General features: G+C 41.5%; 23 protein-coding genes. 6 read left to right on the top strand and 17 right to left on the bottom strand.

Translation table 11 applies throughout. From position 1 onward, the window contains the following. Nucleotides 1–9: 9 nt before the first annotated feature. The 3 genes from BKM01_RS04745 to BKM01_RS04755 all read left to right on the top strand — a co-directional run bounded on the left by BKM01_RS04745 (nucleotide 10) and on the right by BKM01_RS04755 (nucleotide 3,615). Complete coding sequence (locus tag BKM01_RS04745) at nucleotides 10–1,344, top strand: TldD/PmbA family protein (RefSeq protein ID WP_072361083.1); 1,335 nt, start codon at nucleotides 10–12, stop codon at nucleotides 1,342–1,344. Further along, a complete protein-coding gene (locus tag BKM01_RS04750) occupies nucleotides 1,344–2,660 on the top strand; it encodes a TldD/PmbA family protein (RefSeq protein ID WP_072361079.1) in 1,317 nt (438 codons plus the stop codon). Before BKM01_RS04745 ends, BKM01_RS04750 begins: the two co-directional genes overlap by 1 nt. A 130-nt stretch (nucleotides 2,661–2,790) precedes the next feature. Continuing rightward, nucleotides 2,791–3,615 (top strand): ATP-binding response regulator, encoded by an 825-nt coding sequence (locus BKM01_RS04755; protein ID WP_072361077.1) that lies wholly within the window; start codon nucleotides 2,791–2,793, stop codon nucleotides 3,613–3,615. A 160-nt stretch (nucleotides 3,616–3,775) separates the two neighbouring features. Here the strand turns inward: BKM01_RS04755 and BKM01_RS04760 are convergent, their stop codons facing one another. The 3 genes from BKM01_RS04760 to BKM01_RS11055 all read right to left on the bottom strand — a co-directional run bounded on the left by BKM01_RS04760 (nucleotide 3,776) and on the right by BKM01_RS11055 (nucleotide 4,804). Further along, nucleotides 3,776–3,952 (bottom strand): GNAT family N-acetyltransferase, encoded by a 177-nt coding sequence (locus BKM01_RS04760; RefSeq protein ID WP_148039283.1) that lies wholly within the window; start codon nucleotides 3,950–3,952, stop codon nucleotides 3,776–3,778. Nucleotides 3,953–3,964: 12 nt separating this feature from the next. Continuing rightward, nucleotides 3,965–4,207, bottom strand: a complete 243-nt coding sequence (locus BKM01_RS04765) for a GNAT family N-acetyltransferase (protein ID WP_143744165.1) — start codon at nucleotides 4,205–4,207, stop codon at nucleotides 3,965–3,967. Nucleotides 4,208–4,414: 207 nt separating this feature from the next. After that, complete coding sequence (locus tag BKM01_RS11055) at nucleotides 4,415–4,804, bottom strand: hypothetical protein (protein WP_236953538.1); 390 nt, start codon at nucleotides 4,802–4,804, stop codon at nucleotides 4,415–4,417. 40 nt (nucleotides 4,805–4,844) lie between these two features. Between BKM01_RS11055 and BKM01_RS11060 the strand changes: the two genes are divergently transcribed. Then, nucleotides 4,845–5,123 carry a hypothetical protein gene (locus BKM01_RS11060; protein WP_236953540.1) on the top strand — a complete coding sequence of 93 codons (279 nt, stop codon included), beginning with the start codon at nucleotides 4,845–4,847 and terminating at the stop codon, nucleotides 5,121–5,123. Between the two features lie 112 nt (nucleotides 5,124–5,235). Here BKM01_RS11060 and BKM01_RS04780 read toward each other — a convergent pair whose 3' ends face one another. The 8 genes from BKM01_RS04780 to BKM01_RS04815 form a co-directional block, all read right to left on the bottom strand. After that, nucleotides 5,236–6,660, bottom strand: coding sequence for a 2-oxoacid:acceptor oxidoreductase family protein (locus BKM01_RS04780; protein WP_072361068.1), 1,425 nt, complete (start codon nucleotides 6,658–6,660; stop codon nucleotides 5,236–5,238). A 2-nt stretch (nucleotides 6,661–6,662) separates the two neighbouring features. Then, nucleotides 6,663–7,721, bottom strand: coding sequence for a 3-methyl-2-oxobutanoate dehydrogenase subunit VorB (locus BKM01_RS04785; protein ID WP_072361065.1), 1,059 nt, complete (start codon nucleotides 7,719–7,721; stop codon nucleotides 6,663–6,665). 3 nt (nucleotides 7,722–7,724) lie between these two features. Continuing rightward, the gene (locus BKM01_RS11065) at nucleotides 7,725–7,964 is read right to left on the bottom strand and encodes a 4Fe-4S dicluster domain-containing protein (RefSeq protein ID WP_072361062.1); all 240 of its coding nucleotides are present in this window, start codon (nucleotides 7,962–7,964) and stop codon (nucleotides 7,725–7,727) included. A gap of 60 nt (nucleotides 7,965–8,024) precedes the next feature. Then, a complete protein-coding gene (locus BKM01_RS04795) occupies nucleotides 8,025–9,704 on the bottom strand; it encodes an AMP-binding protein (protein WP_072361059.1) in 1,680 nt (559 codons plus the stop codon). A 29-nt stretch (nucleotides 9,705–9,733) separates the two neighbouring features. Beyond that, nucleotides 9,734–10,285 (bottom strand): helix-turn-helix domain-containing protein, encoded by a 552-nt coding sequence (locus BKM01_RS04800; protein ID WP_072361056.1) that lies wholly within the window; start codon nucleotides 10,283–10,285, stop codon nucleotides 9,734–9,736. Nucleotides 10,286–10,457: 172 nt separating this feature from the next. Continuing rightward, entirely contained in the window at nucleotides 10,458–10,667 is a 210-nt protein-coding gene (locus BKM01_RS04805; protein WP_072361053.1) for a hypothetical protein, read from the bottom strand. A 2-nt stretch (nucleotides 10,668–10,669) separates the two neighbouring features. After that, a complete protein-coding gene (locus BKM01_RS04810; protein ID WP_233125712.1) occupies nucleotides 10,670–13,426 on the bottom strand; it encodes a heavy metal translocating P-type ATPase in 2,757 nt (918 codons plus the stop codon). Then, nucleotides 13,407–13,607: a heavy-metal-associated domain-containing protein gene (locus BKM01_RS04815; protein ID WP_072361047.1), complete on the bottom strand. Its 201-nt coding sequence runs from the start codon at nucleotides 13,605–13,607 to the stop codon at nucleotides 13,407–13,409. The genes BKM01_RS04810 and BKM01_RS04815 overlap by 20 nt, the downstream gene beginning before the upstream one ends. Nucleotides 13,608–13,692: 85 nt before the next feature. Between BKM01_RS04815 and nadA the strand changes: the two genes are divergently transcribed. After that, nucleotides 13,693–14,601, top strand: coding sequence for a quinolinate synthase NadA (gene nadA, locus BKM01_RS04820; RefSeq protein WP_072361044.1), 909 nt, complete (start codon nucleotides 13,693–13,695; stop codon nucleotides 14,599–14,601). On the opposite strand, the gene BKM01_RS04825 is transcribed toward nadA, so the two are convergent. From BKM01_RS04825 to BKM01_RS04840, 4 genes are read right to left on the bottom strand one after another with little or no spacing between them, the layout of a single operon-like run. After that, nucleotides 14,598–15,218, bottom strand: coding sequence for an ABC transporter permease (locus BKM01_RS04825; protein ID WP_072361041.1), 621 nt, complete (start codon nucleotides 15,216–15,218; stop codon nucleotides 14,598–14,600). The two genes, nadA and BKM01_RS04825, sit on opposite strands and share 4 nt — an antisense overlap. After that, nucleotides 15,212–15,895, bottom strand: a complete 684-nt coding sequence (locus tag BKM01_RS04830; protein ID WP_233125710.1) for an ABC transporter permease — start codon at nucleotides 15,893–15,895, stop codon at nucleotides 15,212–15,214. The genes BKM01_RS04825 and BKM01_RS04830 overlap by 7 nt, the downstream gene beginning before the upstream one ends. After that, nucleotides 15,892–17,022 (bottom strand): ABC transporter ATP-binding protein, encoded by a 1,131-nt coding sequence (locus BKM01_RS04835; RefSeq protein WP_072361038.1) that lies wholly within the window; start codon nucleotides 17,020–17,022, stop codon nucleotides 15,892–15,894. Before BKM01_RS04835 ends, BKM01_RS04830 begins: the two co-directional genes overlap by 4 nt. A gap of 37 nt (nucleotides 17,023–17,059) precedes the next feature. After that, nucleotides 17,060–17,962 (bottom strand): glycine betaine ABC transporter substrate-binding protein, encoded by a 903-nt coding sequence (locus BKM01_RS04840; protein ID WP_072361035.1) that lies wholly within the window; start codon nucleotides 17,960–17,962, stop codon nucleotides 17,060–17,062. Between the two features lie 110 nt (nucleotides 17,963–18,072). Between BKM01_RS04840 and BKM01_RS04845 the strand changes: the two genes are divergently transcribed. Continuing rightward, entirely contained in the window at nucleotides 18,073–18,723 is a 651-nt protein-coding gene (locus tag BKM01_RS04845) for a flavodoxin family protein (protein WP_072361307.1), read from the top strand. A gap of 33 nt (nucleotides 18,724–18,756) precedes the next feature. Here the strand turns inward: BKM01_RS04845 and BKM01_RS04850 are convergent, their stop codons facing one another. Then, nucleotides 18,757–19,980 carry a SufB/SufD family protein gene (locus tag BKM01_RS04850; RefSeq protein WP_072361033.1) on the bottom strand — a complete coding sequence of 408 codons (1,224 nt, stop codon included), beginning with the start codon at nucleotides 19,978–19,980 and terminating at the stop codon, nucleotides 18,757–18,759. Next, nucleotides 19,959–20,702, bottom strand: a complete 744-nt coding sequence (locus BKM01_RS04855) for an ABC transporter ATP-binding protein (RefSeq protein WP_072361030.1) — start codon at nucleotides 20,700–20,702, stop codon at nucleotides 19,959–19,961. Before BKM01_RS04855 ends, BKM01_RS04850 begins: the two co-directional genes overlap by 22 nt. Between the last annotated feature and the right edge of the window lie 68 nt (nucleotides 20,703–20,770).

Below are 20,770 nucleotides of genomic sequence, written 5' to 3' on the forward strand. Positions count from 1 at the left end.
ATCCAGTAAATGAGAGAATCAGAATTTCATGATGTGAGGTGGATAGAGGGTGAATCAACTTCTATCCTTCTCGACAACGGGAAAATAGAGGACATAAACACAAACTATGGAAATGGTTGTGGTGTACGTGCTCTTTGTGGCGGTTCATGGGGTTATACTTCATCTGAAGGGGTCGATGGTATTGATGCTGCAATAAATGCAGCTATAGAGTTGGCTTCTGATGTGAATAAACACAGTCCAAGAGAAAAAGTAACTCTTGCATCTTACTGTGAACCCAATGTCGACAATTTACCGTATATAAAGGAAGATCCCCGGGATGTCCCGGTTGAAGAAAAGGTTGAGTTGTTGAAAGACCTTTCCAATAATGCTTCATGCAAGGGAACTAGCAGTACATCCGCATCATACTCCGAATCCACCTTAAAGGTTCATTATACAAATTCTGAAGGTGCGGATTGCGAATATGAACTTACTAGAGTGGGATTTGCAATTTCAGCTATTGCTTCAGATGGTGCATCTTATCAGGTAGGAAGAGAAAGCAACTTTGACGTATGCGGTTATGAAATGTTCCGTGACCCTGGAATTCTGGAAAAGGCACAATCTGCCGGAAAGACAGCTGTGGATTTGCTGGGTGCCCGTCAGGCAAAAGGTGGCAAAGGTCCTGTAATTCTTGATCCTGAGCTTGCCGGAGTATTTGCCCATGAAGCAGTTGGGCATGCTTCAGAAGCCGATCTTGTGCTGGAAGGAAGTTCAATTCTGGCAGATAGAATAGGTGAAGAAATAGCTTCACCATTTGTCAATATCATAGATGACCCTACTCTTCATAAATTCGGTTACTATCCCTTTGATGCAGAAGGAATGCAATCTCATAAAACAGATATTATTAAGGATGGAGTATTGAACTCCTATCTGCATTCCAGAGAAACTGCAGGTAAACTTGGTGGTACATCAGGTAACAGTCGCAGTCAGGGATATTCTGCACCTGTTGTCAGAATGAGTAATACATATGTTGACAACGGAAATTCAAATCTTGATGAAATGCTGGAAGAACTGGGTGACGGAATATACCTTGCGGGTACCCGTGGAGGACAGGTTAATACAGGTGAAGGAATCTTCCAGTTCAATGCAGAAAAAGGTTATATTGTGGAAAATGGGGAAATCGGAGACCTTGTGCGTGATGTCTCCCTGTCTGGTAATACTCTGGAAATCCTGAAAAATGTTTTACTGGTAGGAAATGATCTTAAAATGCATTCGGGTAGATGTGGTAAAAGCGGTCAGGCAGTTCCGGTATCAGATGGCTCTCCCCATCTTCTTATTTCAGATGCCCTTGTGGGAGGTGTCCAGTAATGCAGAATTATGATATTGGCAACAAAGTCCTTGAATTTGCCAATAAATATGGAGCAGATGAGGCTGAGGTCTTCATCTCAGCAAATCAAGTGACTTCTGCAAGTGTCCGTCGCAACCTTATTGAAAGTGCCAGGAATCAACAAAGTCGGGGATTGGGGGTAAGGGTTGTTAAAGATGGTGCAGTGGGATTTGCAAGTACTAACATTTTCAATCGGCTTGAAGAAACTGTGAAAAGTGCGATTGCAATGGCCAAGGTACGCGATTCAGATGAAGATTGGAAAAACCTGCCTTCAAATGGTAAATATCCTTCCGTAAATGGCATTTTCAGTAAAAAAGTCAATGAACTTGAGCTTGAGGATTGCATCTCCCTGACAAAGGAAATGATTGATGGTGTTTGTTCTTTTAGCGACATAATAGCTCCCTCAGGCTCTTTTTCTCGTATGATTTCCAACCAGCTTATCATGAACACTAACGGTGTTGAAGTTGAGGAAAAGGGCACTGCAGTATCAGGTTTTATTGATGTGATCACAACTTCCGACCTTCCATCTACAGCATACGATTTTCGTATATCCCGGGATATGGATATTGATTTTTATGGAATCGGGAAAGAAGCCGCAAACCTGGCCAATTCCTGCAAAAATGGTGTTTCTGTGGAAAGTGGACAGAAGGATGTTGTATTTCATCCCTTTGCCTTTTCGGACATAATGGAATCTTCATTCTTATCTTCAATAGAAGCGGATAATATACAGAAAGGCAGATCCAGCCTAACGGGAAAATTGAACACCGATATTGCATCCCGAGGTCTTACAGTAACTGATGACGGTATCCTGAATGGAGGTATTGCATCTTCGGTTTCTGATGATGAGGGTACTCCTTCACAATCCACCGGCATAATCAAAGATGGTTTACTCAAGTCTTACATCTATGATTCCTATACTGCTGGTAAGGAAGGAAGATCCAGTACCGGCAATGCTGTCAGAGGTTCATATACCTCCACGCCAGGGGTTGGCACACGCAATGTTGTCTTTGATCATCCAGCATCTGATATAATTTCTGAGATAAAAGATGGAGTATTTGTTACAAATGTAATAGGTGCACATACTGCAAATCCAATATCCGGGGATTTTTCAGTGGAAGCTCGTAATGCATTTGCGATTAAGGATGGCCAGATAGAAAAACCTATCAAGTCCCTTATGGTGTCAGGCAATATTTTTGAATTGCTCAGAAACGTGAAAGGTGCCGGAGATGATGTCCGGATGGTTGGTAGTATTATTACCCCTTCAATATGGGTATCTAATATGAATGTGATAGGCTGACTGCTGATTTTAATCAGTAATCATTATATATAACCCTCTCTAACTATGTATATACAAAATCAAATACCAAAAGTTTTCAAATTTACTTGATAAATACTGTTTAGATGTAACTATAATAACAGGTGTCAATATGACAGATGAGGGGATAAGGACAAAAATTCTTGTAGTCGACGATGAGCCCGATAATGTCGAATTACTTACGGCTTATCTATTGAATGATTATGACATTATTCCTGCTTACAGTGGTAGTGAAGCACTGGACATACTGAAATCCTGTGAGGATGACCTGCCGGATCTTATTCTCATGGATATAATGCTAAAAGATGGTATGGATGGTGTAGAAGCTGCTCATTTCATAAAACTCAATTATGATATTCCTTTAGTCTATATTACGGCTTATGCCGATGATAATATAATGCGAAGGGCCAAACTCACGGAGCCCTTTGGTTATATCCTCAAGCCATTTGAAGAGTCCGAATTGCGTACCAACATAGAAATTGCGTTATACAAATATGAAATGGAACGCAGGCTCAAAGAGAGCAAGAAATGGCTTACTGCTGTGCTCAATAGTATCGGGGATGCAGTAATTGCAACAGATGAAGAGGGCCTGGTCAAATTCATTAATCCATTTGCAGAAGCTCTAACCGGTTGGGATCAGGATGAAGCAATTGGTTTGCCTTTGTCAGAAGTTTTTGTGGTTGAGAATGAAGTTCCTGGTGAAAAGGCAGATGACCCGATCCAGAAAGTCATGAAGGAGGGCATGTTTTACGGCCTTGGAAGTCATACAGTGCTTGTTACTAAAAGCAAAACCCAGATTCCTGTAGATGTAATTGGTTCTCCCATTCGTAATGAAGCAGGTAAACTACTGGGTACTTTGGTCTTGTTCTATGATATATCTGAACGCAAACGTGTCGAGAATATGATATATGACCAGAATAGTCGCAAAGATATATGATCTTATATAAATGAAGGAGTTCTATCCTTTATACCAATTTTCTTCTTACAATAAACGCTATTATCAAAATCCATGCAGGAAGCATTTTGTCCATTATTTTTTGTGGACCCAATGCATTCTTCTCTGTTTTTCTGATATATCTATTAGTTTGTTATCTTGATTATTTTCCCATATACCTCCGCATCCACATATGGGCAATTCCTGCATCATAATGAACTTTCCCGTATTCGCAGAAGCCAAATTTACTGTAAAAACCCATGGCCTGAATCTGGGAACTTAAGTGAATCTCAATTGCCCCTTCATGTTTTCCTCTCTTGATCAATTCTTTCATTACCAATTTTCCAAACCCCTAGCCTCTGGAATTGGAAAGCACACATACCCTGCCTATGTAATACGTATCATTCTTTTTAAACAACCTGCCGGTTGCAATTGGTCTATTTTTATCAAACAGGGTTATATGCGTAGCTATCGAATCAATTTCATCAATTTCGAGTTCTTCAGGAACATCCTGTTCACCTATGAATACTTCTTTGCGTACCTGGTAGACTTCATCAAAACTATCGAGTCCTTCTGTCCAGAGTATTTCGACCAATTCCATTCTCCTTATGTATGCTTTATTTGCAGGTAAACCAGAACTATGATTGCTGCAACCAAACCTGCAGGTATTCCCAAAAAAACAGAAAAATAAATCGTATCTGCAAAAACTTCAGTTACTATGACCCCAATTGCCAAAAATACCAGAATGGATGCGAGGATATTTCTGATTATTTTAATTGGATATTTGATAAAATAATCCTCCTCATTTAATTTTCTGTATGATATAATATGTAGTTGATCCACCAATTGCTGTCCAGAGTGGCAAAATTGAACTAAGCGAATTCAGTCCTGCAAATAGTGTCAACAAGCCAGCTAAAAATGCAATTATGCGGGTGGCAATCATTCTTTCTTTTGACAATGGTCTTGATTTTACATCAGATAAAGTGCGTGGAACTTCAGCGTTTATAATCTTTACAATGGAAAACACAATTAATAACAGTAAAATAAAAATCTGGTATTGTGCTACAAAAAGGATTTTGATATTACTTGTGTAAAGAACAAAAAGGCTGATAATAAGACAAATAAAAGCAAAAATGAAATGTCTTTTGATTGGTTCATTTAATCTGGCATCCATAAAAAAAGCAAAACCCATTAGCAAGCCTTGTATCCAGTTTCCTGTATATATCAGGTATGTGCCTGTAAGTAGGATCAGTATACTGTCAAACAGCGTAGGTATTATTCCGGATATTCGGTTTGTAATTCTAAAAAGAAATAAGAGCAATACAAGGGGCAATATAAATGGAATTTCCAGGAATAACAGGCAACAAACGCCCAGGCCAGCAGCAATTAATGCTGCATGTGGATTATCAGGATCAATCTCTTTTGTAAGTGCCCAGGCAAAAAAGATAGAAAGAGAGGATCTACCAGCACGTATAATCGCCTCACTCAGATGTTGTCCTGAAATAATTTGATATGAGATCGATACAATAAATATCACAGTAGAAAGATAAATGATTATCCGGTTGTCCGGATAATCCAAATCAATGGGTCGTAAAAGGGCTGATCTAATTTCCATGTGTGATATCAGAGGTTCTCAGAAGCCCATTTTGCTCCTTCTTTCAATATTTGCTGGTTGAGAGGTATGAGTTTCTGCTTTGCTGCAAAAGTCTCCTCAATGGCTTCCATATAGTCCTCAACATCAAGACCTGTTACCCCAAGCTGCATCAACACACCTATTATTGCAGTATTGGCAGCCCTTTCAGAGCCTCCTTCCTTTGCAATCTGGGTGGCAGGCACCTTGATTGCCCTCACACCTTCTGGTGCCTCGAAATCACCTACAGTGGCATCATAAAGGATAATTCCGCCCTGTTTGACATCAGAGGCAAATTTTTCCAGTGACGGCAGGTTCATGGCCACCAGGATATCCGATTCATACACTACAGGGGAGCCGATTTCTTCTCCTGAAATAACCACTGAACAGTTAGATGTACCTCCTCTCTGCTCAGGACCGTAGGACGGATACCAGGAAGTGAATCGTTTGGCACGACATCCTGCACGGGCCAGGATCAGGCCCATACTGAGTACTCCCTGCCCTCCAAACCCTGCAATCTTGGCAAGTACACGTGTAAATTCAGGATCTTCCACAGCATCAGGGGATGCGGAATCGTCGATCTTGTAAATATGATCGATACTTTCCTTTGAGAAGTCACTTTCCGGGCAGGGAAGAGGCTCCCTATCTTCAGCCAGGTCTCTGAGGTTACCCAGAGGGAATTCCTTCTCCATTTCCTCATTAATGAATTTAGTACTCTGCTCTGCATTTTGTTTAAGGTTTGTCGGACAGGCAGCAAGTACTTCCACAAATGCATAACCTATGCCTTCTTTCTGGATCTCAAGAGCCCTTTTGACTGCTTTTTTGGCCTTGCGGATATGGGAGATGTCTGACACCGATACCCTTTCAATAAAGACGGGCCCATCCAGGTTATTGAGCAGTTCACACATATGCAAAGGGTATCCTGCAAACCTGGGGTCCCTGCCTGTGGGACATGTCACTGTTTTTTCGCCGATAAGTGTGGTAGGTGCCATCTGGCCCCCGGTCATCCCGAAAACGGTATTGTTAACGAAGAAGACCGCCATCTTTTCTCCACGGTTGGCAGCCTGTATTGTTTCATTCATGCCAATAGAGGCCAGATCACCGTCACCCTGGTATGCAATGACAACTGCATCTCCTTCTGATCTGGACAAGCCTGTTCCTACTGCAGGTGCCCTGCCATGGGCTACCTGAAGATTGCCACAATTGAAATAATAATAGGCAAAAACAGCACATCCCACAGGGCTGATCATAACTGAACGGTCCTGTATCTCAAGATCGTCCATGGCTTCAGCAATAAGTTTGTGGAGGATGCCATGCCCACAACCCGGGCAATAGTGGGTAGCAGTCGGAGCGGCTCCACCCTTGCGTGTGAATTCATCGTAGAGGGAATCCGGTTTCTTTATAACTTTTTCTTCCATTTTTATTCCTCCTTGCCTGCGACTTCCCTTATTTTACCCAGTACCTGGTCCATTGTAATGAGATTGCCACCCATGCGATTAACCAATTCCACAGGTTTTTTGCAACATGTTGCCAGTTTTATGTCATCCCTCAATTGTCCGTTGCTCATTTCCACTGAAATGAAATTGACACCCTTTCCGGCAAGTTCGGCCAGTTCTTTTTCAGGGAACGGGAATAGTGTAATAGGTCTGAAAAGTCCTGCCTTGATATCTTCCTTGCGGGCAAGTTCAACAGCAGAACGACAGATCCGGCTGCTAATTCCATAGGATACAAGGACGATCTCTGCATCATCCATCATGTATTCATCGACATCGACTTCCCTTTCCTTTATCGTCTCATATTTTTCCTGCAGCTCATAATTGAATTCTTCCAGTTCACCAAAGTCAAGGAAAATGGAAGTTACAAGGTTCTGGTAGGTCTCCTTATTTCCTCGTACAGCCCACGAATTATCGATTGCCGGTTTGACTGCTTTTTCAGGGAATTTCAGTGGTTCGACCATCTGTCCGAGTACACCATCGGCCAATACCACTACAGGATTTCTGTATTTTGTGGACAGCTCAAATGCCTTGATTGTCAAATCACACATTTCCTGGACTGAATTTGGTGCAACCACGATGTTTCTATAATTCCCATGTCCGCCACCTTTAACGACCTGATTATAATCACCCTGTTCCGGCCCGATATTTCCCAGACCGGGTCCGGCCCTCATAATGTCAACGATTACACAGGGAAGCTGTGCACCTGCAAGATAGGATACACCTTCCTGTTTTAGGCTGATTCCCGGCCCTGAGGATGCGGTCATAACCCTGTGTCCAGCAGAAGCTGCTCCGAATACCATGCTTATTGCGGCTTCTTCGGATTCTGCCTGTACGAATTTACGCCCGACCTGGGGGAAAGTTCGGGATGCTTCATGAAGAATCTCGCTTGCAGGGGTAATTGGATAACCAAAATAGCAGTCACATCCTCCGTAGAGTGCCCCAATTATCACTGCATCATTACCTTTTGTAAGTTGTGTGGCCATATCTTAACACCTCTTTTTAGCAGGGATATGTATTTCTATTGCAAGAGGCTCCGGGCATGTGTAATAACAATTAGCACAACCGGTACACCCTTGACCTTTATACTGGGCATAATGGTAACCTCTTCTGTTGAGTTCATCACTCATTTCCAGCACGTTTTTTGGACAGGCAGTAATGCATCTGGCACAGCCTTTGCATTCTATAACATTGATTAGAGGATATGGTTCTGCTTTTTCTTCCTTCATAAAATCAACTCTTGATGCCTTCTTATAACCTGAAAGTAGAAAAGGAAAAAGAAATATAAATCAATTGTCTCCCTTTTCGTCGTCGTGTTGTCTGATTTCCACCCGGCGAATCTTTCCACTTATTGTCTTGGGAAGTTCGGGTACAAATTCCACGATTCTCGGATACTTGTAGGGTGCGGTAACCTTCTTTACATGGTCCTGCAACTCTTTCTTGAGCTGCTCACTTGCTTCATAGTCTTTAGTAAGTACAATGGTGGCTTTTACAACCTGCCCACGTACAGGATGTGGGGATGCAGTGATTGCACATTCCAGGACTGCAGGATGTTGCATAAGTGCACTTTCAACTTCAAATGGCCCTATCTTGTAACCCGAGCTCTTGATGATGTCATCTGCTCGTCCTACAAACCACATATATCCGTCTTCATCTTTCCATGCCATGTCACCGGTGTGGTAATACCCGTCATGCCATGCTGCCTCTGTCTTTTCAGGATCTGCACGATAACCTGCAAACAAACCTGCGGGCTTTTCCTTTGATGTATCGATTACAATTTCTCCTTCTTCTCCAACATCGGCAAGTTTTCCGTCAGGACGCATCAACTGGATATTATAGATGGGTGAGGGCTTCCCCATAGAGCCGGGTTTTGGTTCCAGCCATGGATAGGTTGCAATGGCTACAACAGTTTCTGTCTGGCCGAATCCTTCCATTAGTTTGAGATCGGTATATTCCAGGAATTTTTCATAAACCTCGGGATTGAGCGGCTCTCCTGCAACCACACAGTAATTGAGACTGCTAAAATCATACTGGCTCATATCTTCCTTTATCAGGAAGCGATATACTGTAGGTGGTGCACAGAATGTTGTAACACCATAATGGCTGGCTTTTTCCAGCATATTCCGGGCATCGAATCTTTCATAATCATAAGCAAAGACAGCTGAGCCGCAAATCCATTGACCGTAGAGTTTACCCCAGGCACACTTTGCCCAGCCGGAATCTGCTACTGTAAGATGCAGACCATTGTCCATTACATTCTGCCAGTAGCCGGCTGTGAGTATGTGGGCAAGAGGATATTTAAAATCATGTTGTACCATTTTCGGGAAACCGGTTGTGCCGGATGAGAAATACATCAGGGATATGTCATTGTTCTGTGTTGCTTCCTCTCCTTTTGGACGTACAAATTCGGCGGGTGATTTTTCCAGTTCTTCTGTAAAGTTAATCCAGCCGGGACGATTGTGATTAATTACAAATTTGTACTTGAGCACATCTTTGAAATCCTTGTGTGCCTCATCTATATGATCCAAAAGCCCTTCATCAGCATCACTGACGATCATTTGTATATCTGCTCTTTCAATGCGGTATTTGAGATCCCTGGTTGTTAACATGTGGGTTCCGGGAAGAGCGATGGCACCGATTCTGTGCAATCCCAATATACATATCCAGAATTCATATCTTCCCTTTAAGGTAAGTTTTACCACATCACCCTTTTTTATCCCATATTCATTGAAAAGGTTGGCAGCTTTTTCACTATAATATTTCAGATCAGCAAAAGTGAATATCTTTTCTTCGCCATCATCGTTACACCAGACAAGAGCCTTTTTTTCAGGCTGTTCCTTGGCGTACCGGTCAACAACATCATATACGAAATTAAAATTATCAGGGATGTTGATCTTGAAATTAGTGTAAAAGTCATCGTATGATTCAAAATCTGTTTTTGCCAGAAAATTATTTATAAGTGAGGTCATTCTTGCACCCGTTTTATTTATTTTGGAATTTAGAAAATTATTGCAAGGAATTTTGCAGATTTGTCTCCGACTGCCTGCATTGAATGGTTATAATTTGAATCGAAGTATATTGAGTCACCTTCGTTGAGAATTATTTCATTATCATGGATGATAACTTTCAGGGATCCTTCAAGTACATAATCAAATTCCTGTCCGGGATGGGAATTGGGGGTGGAATCCTGATTGGATTGGGGTTTAACGGTAACTACAAATGGTTCTGCCTTTTTGTGAATGAAATTTGGAGCCAGTCCTTCGTATTGGTACTGTTTTCTTCTTTCTACACTTACTCCTTCATCTTTACGGGTAATGGTGAAAATATGCATCCTTGGATCTTCACCGGTAAGTAGCACCGTCATATCAACTCCGAGCAATTGTGCAATTTCAAAGAGGATACTAGCAGGGATGTCAAGTTCCCCTGATTCGTATTTATTATATTCTTCTAATGCGATATCAAGGGAGGAGGCTATTTCCTCTGCACTTATACCGGATAACCCACGCAATTCTTTGACACGTGATGAAATTTCTTTTATTTTTTCCTGCATTTTGATCCTACCTTTTAAACTGTCATGTTTATCCATGATTTAAGTTTTAATCATTTTAACAACAATATTTTAAATATATTTGTGAATTGTGGAAGCGTGATTCATGCTAACAAGTAACAGTAATAGCACTTTTTGCATGTCCAAAATGTAACAAATAAAAACTAAATCTGGATTATTCCTCAACCAGCATCGGCCAGATGAGCAGGAAGAGAATAAAACTTAATAGAAATACAAAAATCGACCCTGCAACAATATCAACATCTGCAAATGTGTCCGGATTTCCATTATTGATTGAGATGGCAACTCCCGAAAAAAGTGTTGTTGTAATTATGGAGCTCGCAAGAGCCAGGATTCTGTTTTTATTCTGCTTTTTCTTATCCATAATCACTCAATCCTCTTCCTTTTCATTAACAGGGAATTTGTCATCACAGAGACCGAACTCAGGGCCATGAATGCTGCCGCCATTGCCGGTGTTATTAGAGTTTGTCCAAATACAGGGAATAACACACCTGCAGCGATTGGTATACCAAGTGTATTGTAACCAAATGCCCAGAAAAGGTTTTGTTTGATCTTTTTCATTGTCAGTTTACTCAAATTCAGAGCCTTTAAAATATCCTTCACATCATTTTTAATAAGGACGATATCCGCAGACTCAATGGCGACATCAACTCCTGCACCCATAGCAATTCCAACATCAGCCTGAGTAAGGGCCGGTGCATCATTGATGCCATCTCCAACCATTCCTACTCTTTTACCCTGGCTTTGAAGTTTTTCAACTTCTGCAGCCTTATCTGCAGGTAGCACTTCTGCAAGGACCGTATCAATTCCTGCCTGTCTTGCAATTGCGTGTGCAGTTTTGCTGTTATCACCTGTTATCATGGCAACTTCAAGCCCATCTTTCTGCAGTCGGGATATTACTGATGGTGCCTCCTCTTTCAATACATCGGCAACAGCCAGGACACCGGCAATTGTACCATCGAGGGCAACCATTATTGCTGTTTTTCCTTCATCTTCAAACTGATTCGAATAGCGGGATACATCTTCCACATCGATTCCTTTTTCTTCCATGAGACGTTTGGTGCCGATAATTACAGTATGGTCTTCCCATTCTCCTGCAACTCCTTTTCCAGAGAATGATTCAAAACCGGATATATTTTTTAACTGGATTTTTCTGGATTTTGCTCCCTCTACCATCGCTTCAGCCAATGGATGCTCGGAAAGTTTTTCAACCGAAGCTGCTGCCTCAAGCAGGTAGTTTTCTTCATAATTACCTGTTGTTGCAACATCTGTAAGGGAAGGTTTACCGATTGTCAGGGTACCGGTTTTATCAAACACGATTGTGTCTATTTTTGGAGCAGTCTCCAGACTTTCCCCATCGCGGATGAGGATTCCATTTTCAGCACCCATTCCGGTACCTACAATTATGGCAACCGGTGTGGCAAGCCCCAATGCACAGGGACACGAAATTACAAGCACTGTGATGGCAGCCAGAAGTGCAAAGAGGAAAGGACTGGCAACACCGGTAAGTTCAGCAACATTAAATGTTCCGTAGCCTATGAAGAACCAGAATACAAATGCCATCAGGGCAATGGACATCACAATTACAATAAAGTATCCTGCTACAATATCAGCAAGGCGCTGAATGGGTGCCTTTGATGTCTGGGCCCTCTCCACCATTTTTATGATCTGTGAAAGGGCGGTATCAGCACCTACCTTTGTAGCTTTGAACCTGAATGAGCCGGTCTTATTTATCGTTGCACCGATTACTGTGTCTCCTGTGCTTTTTTCAACAGAGATGCTTTCTCCCGTGATCATGGATTCATCAACAGCAGAATCTCCTTCTATTACTTCACCGTCAACCGGTATCTTTTCCCCGGGTTTTATTACGATGACGTCCCCAGGTTTTACTTCTTCGACAGGAATATCTTTTTCTTCCCCATCCACGATTATCCGGGCAGTCTTTGCTCGCAGCCCCATAAGTTTACGTATTGCTTCTGAGGTCTTACCCCGGCTTTTAGCTTCTAAGTAACGTCCGAAAAGGATGAATGTAATAAGCATGGCAGCCGAATCGAAGTAGGTATGTTCATATCCCGCACCCAGATTCAGGAAGGCAGCTGCAGTGCTTGCAATAAAAGCGGCTCCGGTACCCGAGGCCACCAGTAAGTTCATGTCGGCAGAGCCGTGCTGCAATCCCCTGAAGGCTCCGGTGAAAAACTGTCTGCCGGGAAAAATCAAAGTGAGGGTTGCCAGGGTGAATTGAACAATATTGTTGGCGAGTATGTCAGGCACATAAGGGTCAATCCTCAGCATTCCCTGCATGGCACCGAGGGTCAGGGGTAATGTCAGAGCAAAGGCTATCAAAACGTTTTTTTGTTGTTCAATCCTTTCCTGTTCTTGTTTGTCTTTTAAATTATTTTGTGTATTTTCCGGTATTGAAGCGCCGTAACCTGCGTTTTCTATGACTTTGATAAGATCTTCCTGATTGATTATGGAACGATCGAAAATTATATCCGTTTTTTCCAGGGATAAGTTTACATTTGCTTCAAATACGCCGGGTTGGTTTTTAAGCGCCTTTTCGACATTGGATACACAGGAGGTGCAGCTCATCCCGGTAATATCCAGAGTCAGACGATCACTGCGAATTCCGTACCCCAGGGACTCGATCTGCTCACGAATGTCATTTAATTCCAGCTTATTAACATCATATGTTATAGAGGCTTTTTCCGATGCAAAATTAACAGAGACTTCTCCAACTCCATCTACTTTTGCAAGGCCTGTTTCGATACGTTTGGCACAGGCAGTGCAGGACATACCTGAAATATTCAATGTCAGGGTCCTTTCAGTATCCCGGGTTGATATTTCTTCAATGTTTACAGGACAGGTTCCTTCACATGCATTCTCTTCCTGGCCTTCTACAGAATATCCGGCCTGGCTAATAGTCTCCTTCATGGTTTCAACACTGGTAGATGAAGGATCATATTTCACCGTAGCAATACCACTTTCAAGGTCCACCTCTGCAGATTTCACTCCTTCAAGGTTTTCAAGAGCATCGTGGACACTTTTTGTGCAGTGTCCGCAACTCATACCGCTTACATGTAAAAGAATCTCAGCCATGGTTGTATTATGCCTCGTAACCTGCATCTCTGACAGCTTTTTTAAGTTCTTCTATATTTATGTCAGGTTCATATTCCACATGGACTTCGCCTTTTTCAAGGTCTACTTCAGCTCTGGATACAGAGGTAATATTTTGTAAAGCCTTCTCAACTGCCATCTTGCAATGCCCACATGCCATTCCTTTGACTTTAATATCTATCTTTTCCATAAAATATCACCTGTTTAGGTTATCGTCCAACAATTTAATATATTTGCCTCTCAAATATAGTTAACGCCGTGAAGTAGAGATTAAGATGATTTATATGGATCAAATAATTGCTAAAATTAAAGAACTGAAGACAAAAATGAATGCTGTTATTCTGGCCCATAATTACCAGCGATGTGAAATACAGCAACTGGCAGATTATACGGGTGATTCACTTGGACTGAGCCGTCAGGCAGTGGAACATGACTGTGATGTCATTGTCTTTTGCGGAGTGGATTTCATGGCGGAAAGTGCAGCCATTCTTTCTCCGAATAAGCAGGTACTACTGCCTGCAAAGGATGCTCATTGTCCCATGGCAGCAATGGTTGATGTGCCAACCCTCAGAAGAGCAAAAACAAAAAACCCCGATGCTGCAGTTGTATGTTATGTTAATTCCTCAGCGGCTGTAAAGGCAGAAAGCGATATATGTTGTACTTCTTCAAATGCTGTCAATGTGGTAAATTCCCTTGAAGAAGATAAAGTGATATTTGTGCCGGATAAGAACCTGGCACATTATGTGTCTCTTCACACAGAAAAACAAATAATACCCTGGGAAGGTTATTGTCCGGTTCATCATCAGATAATGCCAGAAGAAATCAGAATGGCAAAACAGGAGCATCCTGATGCTGAATTCCTGGCTCATCCGGAATGCAGGCCTGAAGTTATTGAAATGGCAGATGCAGTACTCAGTACGTCGGGAATTATTGAAAGAGCGGGCAAACCAGATGTAAATGAATTTATAATCGGAACGGAAAATGGTATTCTTTGCAGGCTCAAGGAGCAGCATCCTGATAAAACGTTCTATTTTGCTTCTCCTTTTGCATCATGTGCCAACATGAAAATGATTACACCTTCCATTTTGCTGGATTCAATGGAAAAGATGCAATATGAAGTGACTGTAGAAGAAAGTATAAGGGAAAAAGCAAAAAAATCCCTTGATCGGATGCTTGAAATTTAATCTGTATTTTTATACTTAAAAGGCATCAGGCGCTTTTCAAGGGCTGTGAATCCCACATCTATTATGAGGGCAATCAAAATTGCCGGGATTGCTCCTGCAAATATCTTCTCATTATTGAAACTGATTAGCCCTTCAAATATCAGCTCTCCAAGCCCGCCACTTCCTATATAAGCTGTCAATATTGCAACACTGTTGACCAGTATAGCAGCAAACTTGATACCGGCAAAAATGGCAGGATAGGCATTTGGAAGGCGTATATAGCGGTGTATTTGCCATTCGCTCATGCCAACCCCCCTTGCATAATCCACAAGTGCCGGATCTATATTGGAAAGTCCAATGTAGGTATTTTTTATTATCGGCAATAATGCACGTAGGAGGATTGCCACAAGAGCCGGGGTGAATCCGATTCCCAGAAGGGGAACAACTATTGCAATTACAGCAAGGCTGGGTACTGCCTGTGCAAGATTTGCAAACCTTATAACGAAATTGGCTATAAAACGACTATAGAGGGATGCAAAAGCCAGCGGTATCGAAATAGCTATACTTGCAACAAGAGTGATGGATATCAAAATCAGATGATCATAGGTATTTCCCATGATAACCTCAATGCTTACCATGAAGCGTACCTCCTTTGCAGCCATTTTTCAACTGATTCAGCGATCCCGTCAAAAAACACTGCTAAAAAACCGGTCCAAAAGCCGGCTACAAGGATAGTGTCAACCTCATAAAGCTGGATGCCTACTATCAGGGATGCACCAAGCCCTCCTGCTGCAATGAGTCCGCCAAGGGTTACGATTCCCATTGAAAATACAAGAGCAATACGCAAACCGCCAGCAATGAGAGGAAGGGCCATCGGGAGGCGAATTTTTAATAAGATTTCCCTTTTTGACAAACCCATCGCCTGTGCAACATCAATATATCCTTTGTCCACTCCTGTCAGGCCTGTATATGTGTTTCTTGCAATGGGTAGGATGGAATATAGAACAGAGGCTATTATGGTCGGTGCGGTTCCCAGGCCGACTATGGGAAGCAAGAATACAAGAAGTGGTATGTCGGGGATTGTCTCAACCACATTTAAGGTATTCAGGCCCGGATTTGCTATACGGTGATTCATGAAAAGAAAAATCCCAATCAGAATACCAAAAATGGATGCTGCTATAATAGCAATACCAAACATGTAGAGATGTTCTATAGTCCTTAAAGTAAGATCATTGGATTCCCAGACACTTAGTATTTGAGATATATATGCAAAGCCTTCTTGTTGGATACCAAAAACCACAATATCACTTATCACATTATTTTCTTGATCGTTTCACTTGAAAACAGGATGCCCACTGCTGTAGCATTATCCATTATAATTGCCATTACTTCATCTGTTTTTTGCATCTGTTTTATTGCATATTCTATTGGATCGGCAGGTGAGAATTCTAGGATGGGTTCTTTTACATTTTCCAGAGATACGTTTTTATCTCCGAGTTGCAGAAGGTCTGCAAGTTCAATTTTTCCTGCTGATTTGTCATTATGGTCTTTGACAATAGCAATATCTATATCTCGTTTTGCCATTTCTTCAATAGCTGTTTCTACCTTCATATTTGGAGAAAGCCTGTATTTTTTATCAAGAGGTTGCATAAAAGAACTAACAGTGAGTGTATCCAGATACCGGAATTTTCTTTCAGAACCTACAATATCAGCTACAGTATCATTTAGGGGACTGAAAAGAAGTTCTTCAGCAGTTCCAATCTGTATAAGTTTGGCATCTTCCATTATTGCGACCCTGTCACCAAGTCTGAAAGCTTCTTCAATATCATGGGTCACAAAAACAATAGTTTTACCCAATTGTTCTTTGATTTTACTGAATTCTTCCTGAAGTTGTTTTCTTAATATTGGATCAAGTGCACCAAAAGGCTCATCCATTAAAAGGAGATACGGATCCATTACCAGGGCCCTTGCAAGTCCTACGCGTTGTTGCTGTCCCCCACTTAGCTGACGTGGATAACGATCAATGAATTTTGAAGGTTCCAGTGAAACAAATTCCAGTAAGTTTCTGACCTTATTGTCGATTTCTTTTTTATCCATGCCCTCAAGTTTGGGTATAAGTCCTATATTTTGGCCTATAGTTAGATGAGGGAACAAACCGATGTTCTGGATCACATAACCTATATTTCGACGCAGAGCCACAAGTTCCATTTCTGAAGTATTCTTCCCGTTTATGAAAATATTACCTTCATCCGGTTCTATCATTCGGTTGATCATTCTCAGGGTAGTTGTTTTACCAGATCCGCTTGGCCCCACAAGTGCAATCAATTCCCCGCCTTTAATTGTTATATCAAGGTTTTGCACTGCAAAATGATTTCCATATTTTTTACTCACTTTTTTAATTTCAATAGAATCTATCCTATCGAATAATTTTTTATGCACCATTGTACACCACAGTTATGAAATAAAAAAGAAAAGGGACTTATTCTGTAATAAGTCCTTCCTGCACAAGGAAATCCTGTGCAATTACTTCTGCATCCATCTTTTCTACATCAAATTTGTAGTTAAGCTGTCGCATTGTATCAGTATCAATCCTGTCGTTAAGCTGTTGTATTGCTTCAATGGCATCAGGATTGTTTGCTGCGAATTCATCTGTTACAATGACAATAGCATCATATGGAGGCAATGCATTTTGATCGTCCTCAAGGACTCTCAGGTCAAATATTTCGTTCCTGGTATCGGTCGTATAAGCAGAAACAGCATCTACATCACCGTTCTTTATTGATTCATACATAATGTTGGAAACTGTCTGTTTATATTCCTTGAATTCGATGTCATAGACATCCTTGATGTGGGGAAGACCGTCTTCCCTTTTTGCAAATTCAGGATCAGTACCGATTACCATTTCTGATGCATGCGGACCCAGGTCACTTATGGTTGTGACTCCGTTCTCCTCTGCCCAACTCTCTTTAACTGCAAGGGCATACGCATTCTCAAAGCCCAGACTTGTTGCAATGGTAATATTCTCCTGGACAAAACCTGTTGCAGTTTCATTATAAATTGTCTGTGAATCCCATGTATCAAGTGAAGGTTTTTTCAGAATTTGGCTATAAGCAGTACCAGTATACTCCACATAAGTATTTATTTCTCCTTTTTTAAGGGCTTCATAATTTACAAAAGTTCCTCCAAGTCCTTCTCTTACCTCTACATCATATCCGGCATCATCAAGTATGATACCAAGCATATGTGCCATTATGTAGGATTCCTGAAACAATTTTGATCCTATTACTACTTCACCTTTAGTATCTTCCTGTGGTGTCTGTGAGCAGCCACTAATTACCAGGGAAAAGCAAATTATAAGTGCAAACAATATTTTGGTTTTCATTATCTACCCCTCATGATGGTTGTTTATAAAATTATTTATAATTTGCTACATTTTTGACTCATTTCATTTTAGGAAAAGGTTATATGTCACAACTGACCAACATATTTCTTATGTCATCGAAAGCACTCTTTTTAAACTGTACACTGAAAAAATCACCTGAAGTATCGCATACAAGAGCCCTTATTGATAAAGCAGTTGAACTGTTTCAGGACCTTGGTGTAGATAGTGAAGTAATACGCATTGTAGACTACAATATAGCTTTTGGGGTTTCCTCGGATGAAGGAGGCGATGATGAGTGGCCACAGATTCTCAAAAAAATAAAAGCCTGTGATATACTCATAATAGGATCTCCCATATGGTTTGGAGTCAGATCTGCAGTGGCACAGATGGTACTTGAAAGATTGGATGGATCTTATGCAGATGCTGAACCCCTAACAGGGCAATATCCGCTTTATGGCAAGGTAGCCGGAGTTATTGTGACGGGTAATGAGGATGGTGCACACAATGTTTCTGCAAATACACTTTTCAATCTGACCCACCTTGGCTGTACAATTCCCCCGAATGCTGATTGTTACTGGGTGGGTGATGCAGGTCCGGGTCCAAGCTATATTGATGCAGGAGGAGACAGACACCTCTACACAAACAGGACTGTCAGGTATATGGTAAACAATCTTGCTTATATGGCAAAACTTCTGAGGGACAATCCTATCCCTACAAAACTAAAGGAACTGGATGAAGCTGCAAAAAAGGTAAGTGACTGATCTGAAAATAGAGAATATGTGATGCCTATTGCATCACATTGCACTTTTGCCAATCTGTGCGATTGTTTCATCAATATCTTTCTGGAGCTCATCCGGGATTCCGGATATACCTACATCGAGGAAACCACGCACTATCATTCCTACAGCATCTTCTTCAGAAAGACCACGCGCCATGAGGTATTCTACCTGTTCCCTTGCAATCCTGCCAACTGCTGCTTCGTGTGTCAGTTCAATATCATCCACGTTTGCTTCAAGGATGGGAATTGCTCTCTGTGTTCCCTTATTGTTCAGGACAAGTCCGTGGCATTCTAAATGACCCTTTGACTGGACTGCATTACCTATCATTTCTCCTCTTGCAATAACAGTCCCGCCGGTTGTGATCGTTCTGGAGATAAGCTCTGCTTTTGTGTTGGGTGCATCAAATATAACACGACTACCAAGATCTAATTCAGAACCGGGATGTGCCACAGCAATGGTATTAAACCTGGCAAAGGCTCCCTTGCCTGTAAGACGAGCTGTCGGATAGCTCTGAATGGATTTTACCGCTTTGAGAGTAACATAATTGTTAATGAAGGTAGCACCTTCTTCCAGGTGAATTACTGTTCTGGGGCGCACCCCAATTTGTTCAGCCCAATTATGGATCATGGTGAAATTTAGAGTACCACCCTTCTTAACATACATTTCCGAAATTCCCAGATGCATAGCTTTGTCTACATCACTACTTGTAGAGCAGCCAGTAATTACATCCAATCTGGCGTTTTCTTCTACGATTACAATGTTGTGGACTGTCTGAGAGACGTCTTTTGAACCCATTAGCAGACAGGTTTGGATGGGTAATTTTGTTTTAACTCCCTTGGGGGCTCTTATAAAATAACCATTGGCGTTTTCCAGATAGCTGGTTGCAGTGTATTTATCTGCATCCACAGGCACCAAATTCCAGGAATAATCTTTCAGCCAATCATGTTTTTGCATTGCAAAGTGAAGAGGCATCAATTCAATTCCTTTATCGGTAACTGAAGAATGGGATATGGCATTATCAACCATTACAAGGCTGCCACCTCTGCCTTCCCCGCTGGGAACAACTCCTACATTGAGAAGAGTTCTCTGGGATTTTTCATCGAGTTCTTTCAGGTTATCAGTGTATTTAGTTTCCTTTGGAGCAATCGAATACTCATCCAGATCAAATTTCTCTCCGTATGCAGATTCCTTTCGTAGTGCTGCTTTAGCCCTTTTTCTCAGGCTTTCTTCAGTTTGCATGTAATACACTCCTCATAACCGTTTTCTTTGATTTCCTGAAGCATCTCCCTTGGATTACCCTCACACATTATTGTTCCGTTGCAGAGGACATAAGCACGGTCTGCTTCTATGTAATCCAGAATCTTACCTGTATGTGTAATGATTAAAGCTGACTTTCCATGACCTTTACGGTCACCCGGGCAGGTTGAATCACCATGGACCAGATCATTTATTGTGCTTCCGATAATGTCAATGCTCATAAGGTCTACACCAGATTCGGGCTCATCAAATAAATAGATACATGGACTTTGTGCAGCAAGTTGCAATAATTCGGATCTTTTTATTTCTCCGCCTGAAAATCCCACATTGATATCTCTTTCCATGAATCTCATCATATCAAGGGATTCAGCCATCTGCTCCATCTCTTTATCCCCTGCTATCAGTTTTAAGAGATTTTTCAGTTTGACTCCAGTCATGTTTGGGGGGCGCTGAGTCATAATCCCAATCCCCCTTGTTGCCCTTTCATCAATAGACATATGGGTAATGTCCTCACCATTGAATAATATCTGCCCGCTTACTATCTTGTAACCACTAAATCCCATCAATGTCATCAAAAGAGCAGATTTTCCTGCACCATTTGGCCCCAGAATGATATTTGTATAACCCTTTTCCACTTTGAAGTTGACATTTTTTAGCAGCTCTTTTCCACCAACCTCAACAGTAAGGTCCTTTACTTCTAACATATAATCCTCCACTTATTATTCATAGTAACTATTTCAGCTAGATGATGCTCTAACTACTTACATCTATC

This window comes from Methanohalophilus portucalensis (assembly GCF_002761295.1).
Classification (GTDB): domain Archaea; phylum Halobacteriota; class Methanosarcinia; order Methanosarcinales; family Methanosarcinaceae; genus Methanohalophilus; species Methanohalophilus portucalensis.